Below are 7,559 nucleotides of genomic sequence, written 5' to 3'. Positions count from 1 at the left end.
CCCGAATCCCTTGTTATTATGCGATTTTTTACAGCTTTTCGGGGCGTTCAGCAAGCCCTATTTAGTGACTGGATAATTACGCCATCATGTACTAGATTAGAGAAAGGGGGAAATGCCATGTCTGCCGGGTCGACGATGACGGCGGAATCTCCGGTTCAGCCGGCCAAAGCACGCAAAGCCACGTTCCTGCGGCTGCTGCTGCGCAACCGGCTGGCGACCATCGGTTTGACGTTTATCCTCTTGTGGACGATCGCCGCGATCATTGCGCCGTGGGTCGCTCCGTACGATCCTTACGTGCCGGATACCGCCGCCAAATTGCAGCCGCCGAACGCCGCCCACTGGCTGGGTACGGATAACTTCGGGAGAGATATTTTCAGCCGTGTTCTTTACGGGGCGCGAATCAGCATTTGGACGGGCTTGATCGCGGTGGGAATCTCCTTTGTGATCGGTGTTCCTTTGGGCGGCATCGCCGCTTATTACAGGGGAAAAACCGAAACGATCATTATGCGCGTGATGGACGTGCTGCTTTCTTTTCCATCGCTCGTTTTGTCCATGGCGATCGCCGCTTCCATGGGGGCCGGTTTATCCAGCGCCATGATCGCGGTCGGAATCGTCGGGATTCCCGAATTCGCCAGGCTGATGTACGGACAAACCGTTTCCCTGCGTGAAAAAGAGTTCGTGGAAGCCAGCCGGTCGATCGGGGTCAAGGATCGCGTCATTTTGTTTAAGCATATTCTCCCGAACGCCCTTGCTCCGCTTTTGGTTCAGGCGACGTTGGGCATGGGGTTTGCGATCTTGACCGCGGCCAGCTTAAGCTTCCTCGGCCTCGGGGTGAAACCGCCGATCGCCGAATGGGGGGCCATGATTTCGGAGGGCCGGGAATATATCATTTCGGGCGAATGGTGGCTTGTCACTTTCCCCGGTTTGGCCATCGCCACGGCGATTCTCGGTTTCAACCTGCTGGGCGACGGATTCCGCGATATTTTGGACCCGCGCTTGCGGTCCGGTAAATAGGGGTTTATTTTCTTGACCATATAAAAATAAAACAAAAGGAGAGATCGAGTGATGAAGACAGGCATGAAATATTTTCTGGCGCTGGTATCGCTGTGCGTAGTGTTGGCCGGATGCGCTCCGAAAGCCAATCCTCCGGCAGCCGAAGGAAATTCCAAAGGGCAAAATGAAACGTCCGGCCAGGCGGCTGGCGGCTCCGGGACGTTGACCGTCGCTTTTTCCGAAGGGGGCGCGACCCTCGATCCGGCGGAAGCCAGCGACCTTACGTCCGACACGTTCGTTATCGCCGCTTACGACCAGCTTGTCACCTACGGGGTGAAAAACGTCGACGGGGCGGATGTAGCCGACACCGACAATATTAAGCCGATGCTGGCCAAGGAATGGGAAGTGTCCGACGATCAATTGACCTATACGTTTAAACTGCAGGAGGGCGTCAAATTCCACAGCGGCAATCCGCTCACCGCAAAATCGGTCGTTTATACGTTTGACCGCGTGAAAAATTCCAACTCCGGCAGCTTCCTGTACGGAATGGCGGACATCAAATCGGTAACCGCGCTTGACGATTCCACCGTACAAATGGTGCTTAACAAACCAAATCATATGTTTTTGCAAATCATCGCTTTGTACAATTTCTCCATCGTTGACGACGTGGCCATGGAAGGCAAACCCGCCGACTTTCTGAACACGAACACGGCCGGTTCCGGTCCGTTCCTGCTGGAGAAATGGGATCCGGCCAGCGAAGCGGTGCTGACGGCCAACAAAGATTACTGGCAAGGCGCTCCCAAACTGGACAAGGTCACGCTCAAATTCACCAAAGAAGCTTCGAACCGCGTGATGCTGCTCGATAAAGGGGACATCGACATGGCCATTGAAATTCCGCCGAAAGATGTGGCCAGCCTGGAAGCCAACAGCGCGTTAGCCGTTAAGTCGAATGCCAGCAACCGGATTTTGTACCTGGCGCTGAACAACAAAGTCAAGCCTTTCGATAATGTGAAGGTGCGCCAGGCGATGGCCTACGCGGTGCCTTACGATCAGCTGATCAATGATGTTATGCACGGCCAGGCGAAAATCATGAAAAGCTCCGTGGCCAGCAATACGCCGGGATTCACCGACAAAGGTTACGTTTACGAGCACAATCTGGAAAAAGCGAAGCAACTCTTGGCGGAGGCCGGTTATCCGGACGGATTCACATTTGACCTGACGCTGGGCTCGGGCTTCCAAGACTGGGAAGACGACGCGGTGCTCATTCAAGCGGAACTGGCCAAAATCGGCGTAACGATGAACATCAATAAAGTGGCGCGCGCGCAATTTCTGGAAATGCAAAAACAGAAAAACCTGACCGCCTACATTTCGAAATGGACGTCTTTCGTCAACGATCCTTCCTATCACCTCGGCTTTCTGATGTACAGCAAAGGATCGTCCAACTACCATAACTACAGCAATGCCGAAGTGGACAAGTTGTGGGAGCAGGCCAACCTAGAGCCGGACCTGGACAAACGCAACGAACTGTACGCTAAAGCGCAGGAAATCATTACGACCGAATCGCCGTGGCTCTATCTGTACGAATACAACCGCATCGTGGGCATGAACAGCAAAGTGAGCGGCTATGTGTATTACCCGGATGAAGTCATTCGCTTCTATCCGTTGTCGAAGAACTGATTTATACGGAGAAAAAGGAGTGGCGCCTTGTGACAGACTGGAAAACGAAAGTACTTGAGGAAATCGACGCGCGGCAGGACGAGCTGCTTGAGCTTTGCTCGAAACTGATCCAGTTTCCGACGGAAAATCCGCCCGGCGACTCGAGTGAAATCAGCGCTTTTATCATTGACTACTTGCACCGGGCGGGAATATCGACGGACATTCACGCGGCGACGGAACAGATGCTGAACCTGGTGTCGGAATACAAACCGGCTTCGAGCAACGGCCGGAAAAAATTGATCTTTTGCGGGCATACCGATGTGGTGCCCGCAGGAGATCTGGATCGTTGGGACTTCGATCCGTTCAGCGGGGAAATTCGCGACGGCTACATGCTGGGGCGCGGCGCTTCGGACATGAAAGGCGGACTGGCCGGCCTTATTTTTGCCACCGCGCTGCTGGCCAAGCTGGGCGTGCCGCTGCAAGGCGATCTGTCGCTGCTCATTGTTCCGGACGAAGAAACGGGCGGCCATCTCGGCGTGCCGTGGGTTTTGGAACGCGGCTTGATCACAGGCTCCGCGGCGGTGATCGCCGAGCCTTCGGGGCCGCTGAATCCGACGATCGGACAGAAAGGAAGCTGCTGGTTCGAGTTCACCGTGGAAGGGACGCCGGGCCACGGCAGCCTGTCGCCGATCGTCGGCGAGAGCGCGATCGTCAAAGCGGCCAAAGGCATCGAGGCGCTGCAGCGGCTGTGGGATATCGAGCCTAAAATACCGGACGAAGTGAAGGAAATCATCGAGATTTCCAAGGAGTACGCGAAAGAGCGGGAAGGTCAGGGCCTGGCTTATCAAGTTTTTGATCATGTTACGGTCAATATCGGAACGATTCAAGGCGGCACCAAGGTCAATGTCGTAGCCGACCGCTGCACCGTGCAGGTCGACTCCCGCGTGCCGTTCGGCGTGGATTACCGCGAGGTGATGGAACGGGCTCATTCGCTGCTCCTCGGCGCAGGGATCGAAACGGAAATTAAACCGTTTGGTTTTCAGGGTAACGCCAACTGGACGCCGCCGGAGGAGCCGGTTGTCCGCCATCTGGTGGACAGCATTTCCGAGGTTAGCGGCGAGGAGGCATACGGCGTATTGCAATGGGCTTCCAGCGACGCCCGCCATTTCCGTACCCATCAAATCCCGGTGCTGCAGTACGGTCCGGCGGAGCTGTCCACGATCCACAATTTCAATGAGAAGGCCCCGGTTTGGCAAATCATTCAATGTGCGAAAGTGTACGCGCTCACGGCCCTGAAATATTTGGGAGTCGATGAGGAATAGCAGGAAATAACGGGAAATAGCAGGACGGCGAGCTTGAAGAGTTATCATTGAAGTTTTTTGGCAAAGGAGGGGACCAGGATGGCCAATTTGCTGGAGATCTCCGGCCTCCGCACGGAGTTTACGACGCCGGGAGGCGTCATCAAGGCGGTGGACGGCGTCAGCTTTACGGTGCGCAAAGGGGAAACGCTTGGGATCGTCGGAGAATCGGGATGCGGGAAGAGCATCACCTCGCTGTCGATCATGCAGCTGCTGCCGAAGCGGGTAGGCCGTGTCGCGGCGGGGGAAATCCGCTTTGAAGGCAAAAACCTGCTGACCGCTTCGCGCAGGGAAATGCGCCAAATTCGCGGCAATCGCATCGCGATGATTTTCCAGGAGCCGATGACGTCCCTGAATCCGGTATTCAAAGTCGGCAAGCAAGTATCCGAAGCCGCGCGCTATCATTTGAAAATCGGCAAACAGGAAGCGCGTAGGCGTGTGGTGGAGATGCTGGCCAAAGTCGGGATTCCCCGTCCCGAAAAAATATTCGACCAATATCCGCACCAGTTGTCCGGCGGCATGCGTCAGCGGGTGATGATCGCCATGGCGATGGTGTGCAACCCGAGCTTGCTGATCGCGGACGAGCCGACCACCGCCCTCGACGTGACGATTCAGGCGCAGATCCTCGATTTGATGCGCGATTTGCAGAGCAAAGAAGGAACATCGATCATGATGATCACCCACGACCTTGGGGTCGTGGCGGAAATGTGCGATCGCGTCGTCATTATGTATGCCGGCCAGGTCGTGGAAGAGACGGACGTCAAGACGCTGTTCCGGGAGCCGAGGCATCCTTATACCCGCGGCCTGCTGGCTTCGCTGCCGCAGCTGGCGGGGGACGCCGACCGGCTGAAGTCGATTCCGGGACAGGTTCCGAACCCGCTCGAAATGCCTTCGGGCTGCCGTTTCGCGCCCCGTTGCCCGATGCGGGTCGAACGCTGCGAACAGGCGGAGCCGGAACTTAAAGAGATCGCCCCCGGACATCTGTGCCGTTGTCTGCTTGAACAGGAGGCCAGTCTATGAGTACGCTGCTTGAAGTACGCAACCTGAAAAAGCATTACCCGATCCGCAAAGGACTGCTGTCCAAACAGGTCGGCTCGGTGAAGGCGGTCGATGGCGTCACGATGTCGGTGCAGCGGGGGGAAACGCTCGCCGTTGTCGGCGAGTCCGGCTGCGGAAAATCGACGACGGGGCGGGCGATTTTGCGCCTGATCGAACCGACGGACGGCGAAATCCGGTTTGACGGCACCGACGTGCGGGCGCTGAACCCGGAGCAGTTGCGGCAGATGCGCACGCAGATGCAGATGGTGTTCCAGGATCCTTACGCTTCGCTGGATCCGCGCTGGACCGTGCGGCAAACGCTGGAGGAGCCGCTCCGCACGCACAGTCCCGGCAGCGCCAGCGAGCTGAAGGACCGGGTGGCCGAACTGATGGGGGTCGTCGGGCTGTCGCCTTATCACGCTGACCGTTACCCGCACGAGTTTTCCGGCGGCCAGCGGCAGCGGATCGGCATCGCCCGGGCCCTGGCGCTGAACCCGAAGTTTATCGTCTGCGACGAGCCGGTATCCGCGCTGGACGTGTCGATTCAGGCGCAGGTGCTGAATCTGATGCAGGACTTGCAGGACCGGTTTGGCTTGACCTATCTGTTTATATCCCACGACCTGTCCGTGGTGAAGTTTATCAGCGACCGTGTCGCGGTGATGTATTTGGGCAAAGTGGTCGAACTGGCGCCGACGGCGGAGCTGTTTGCGGCCCCGCTGCACCCGTATACCAAGGCGCTGATGTCCGCCGTGCCCGTGCCGAACCCGGAACAGCGTCCGGAAAGAATCGTTCTTACCGGCGATGTTCCCAATCCGGAGCATCCGCCGAGCGGCTGCGCGTTCCATACCCGCTGCCCGCTAGCGACCGATATCTGCCGCAAGGAGCCCCCCGCGTTAAGGGACGTGTCTTCCGGCCGGCAGGCCGCTTGCCATCTTGTATAACTGATTCGGAGATGAACGTATACAATAGTAGAGAAGTGGAATAGGCGTACGTCTGAGGATGTCGCTTAAATGTTTGAACCGCCGGTTTTGGTACCGGCGGTTTTTTTTAGATTATAGACTTATAACTTAACTTTCGCAGCAAAAAATCGGCAGACATGCCTTGATGTAGCCGGGTAAAGCAGCAATCCATTGCCGGAGGAAGCGTCAACGATTAGAGGCGACACGATCCGGTGGGATCAGCGGATCTACCTTTTGCACCGTAGCCGTTTCGAGCAGTGTCACAAATCGACGCCAGGTGAGGGGGCTGTTTAAAGGGACCATTTAAAGCGTTCGTGTCTTGGTGTCTTTTGCCTACTGCCTGCCTTAGCACGATTATCCCCATCATTCAGGAGCGGGGAGCAGAGGGTGGGGCTAGAGCAAGTCAAGGGTTCCAAAAAAAAGAGAAGAAAAAACACAAAAAAGATGAGGAAAAAATGAGGCGGTTCAGGTGAGATTTTCGGCTTGATAAGGGAACGCACGTTTGGTATAATGAAATAAATGGAACTTATGTTCGTATATTCTAGATTCGGGGGCGAGTAAACATGGAGGTCAATACGGGAACGGAACTTCAGCCATTCAGCAGCCGTTTTAACAGCGAGCAGGACTGCATGGAAGCGCTAATCGCGATGAAGTGGCCAAACGGCTTCGTCTGCCCGCGCTGCGCTCACACCCGGTGCAGTCGCCTGACTTCCCGGCACATCCCCTTATTCGAGTGCGGAAAGTGCAAGCATCAAACATCGCCTTTGGTCGGCACGATTTTTGAAGGAACGCATCTCCCCCTGCTCAAGTGGTTCAAGGCCCTGGATTTATTCCTGCTTGAGGGCGGCAACTCGGCGCTGCGGCTGCGCCAGGTGATCCGGGTCGCCTACAAGACCGCCTGGTCAATGTTGCACCGAATACGCCATGCCGTGGGGGAGTTCGATGCCCGGGAGCTGCTCTCTGGAGACGTGAAGGTGAACAGCGATCAGTATGGGCGTGATCCGTCCCGGTGTCAGCTTTCGCATCCGTATGCCTCGGCGGTCGTAGCCGGCTGCACGGTCACGGAGTCGGGCGAGCCGGAGCAGGTCAAAATCCGCCTGGTACCGCATAAGCGGGGAGGCGAAAAAAGGGCGAACCGTCACGAACTCGATGCGTTCATCAACGGGCACGTGGATGTCCGTACATTGGCGGTACAGTTGTTCCCTCAGGCCTTTCGGCTGTATACGCCCTTGCGGAAAGTGGTGAGAGAGGCGTGGGAATCGCTGAAGAGTACGTATGGAGCCTTGGGACTGAAGCATCTGCAGGCGTACCTGAACGAGTACACCGGACGCCGCCGGCTGCGCCTGTCCGAAGGACTGCCCGGAGCGGAAGAAACGATGCGGCAGAAGTTACTGCGCATGTGTGTGGCGATTCCGGCGATCCCTTACCGCCGGCTGATCGGGCGCCGACCGAATCAGCCCCTTGCGGCTGCGGCCTGATTCGTGACGCTAGAACGGTGGGGGTTACTTGATGCAGATCAACTTAATGGGTAGGGATTAGCATGAACAGTGCGGGC

Annotated in this window: 6 protein-coding genes; all 6 read left to right on the top strand. The window is 56.7% G+C overall.

Annotation, left to right across the window (positions count from 1 at the left end; translation table 11 throughout):
- The first annotated feature begins 117 nt into the window (after nt 1-117).
- The 6 genes from BLW49_RS06325 (at nt 118) to BLW49_RS06300 (ending at nt 7,482) form a co-directional block, all read left to right on the top strand.
- Nucleotides 118-1,014, top strand: coding sequence for an ABC transporter permease (locus tag BLW49_RS06325; RefSeq protein WP_090723749.1), 897 nt, complete (start codon nt 118-120; stop codon nt 1,012-1,014).
- A 51-nt stretch (nt 1,015-1,065) separates the two neighbouring features.
- Complete coding sequence (locus tag BLW49_RS06320; protein ID WP_177178659.1) at nt 1,066-2,670, top strand: ABC transporter substrate-binding protein; 1,605 nt, start codon at nt 1,066-1,068, stop codon at nt 2,668-2,670.
- A 29-nt stretch (nt 2,671-2,699) separates the two neighbouring features.
- A complete protein-coding gene (locus BLW49_RS06315; protein WP_090723745.1) occupies nt 2,700-3,971 on the top strand; it encodes a M20 family metallopeptidase in 1,272 nt (423 codons plus the stop codon).
- Between the two features lie 78 nt (nt 3,972-4,049).
- On the top strand, nt 4,050-5,027 hold the full coding sequence (locus BLW49_RS06310) for an ABC transporter ATP-binding protein (protein WP_090723744.1): 978 nt from the start codon (nt 4,050-4,052) through the stop codon (nt 5,025-5,027).
- Nucleotides 5,024-5,986, top strand: a complete 963-nt coding sequence (locus tag BLW49_RS06305) for an ABC transporter ATP-binding protein (protein WP_090723742.1) — start codon at nt 5,024-5,026, stop codon at nt 5,984-5,986. The genes BLW49_RS06310 and BLW49_RS06305 overlap by 4 nt, the downstream gene beginning before the upstream one ends.
- Before the next feature lie 581 nt (nt 5,987-6,567).
- On the top strand, nt 6,568-7,482 hold the full coding sequence (locus BLW49_RS06300) for a transposase (RefSeq protein WP_090723741.1): 915 nt from the start codon (nt 6,568-6,570) through the stop codon (nt 7,480-7,482).
- The last annotated feature ends 77 nt before the right edge of the window (nt 7,483-7,559 follow it).

This window comes from Paenibacillus sp. PDC88, assembly GCF_900106725.1.
Classification (GTDB): domain Bacteria; phylum Bacillota; class Bacilli; order Paenibacillales; family Paenibacillaceae; genus Paenibacillus; species Paenibacillus shunpengii.
This window is presented reverse-complemented; position numbering and strand designations above follow the sequence as displayed.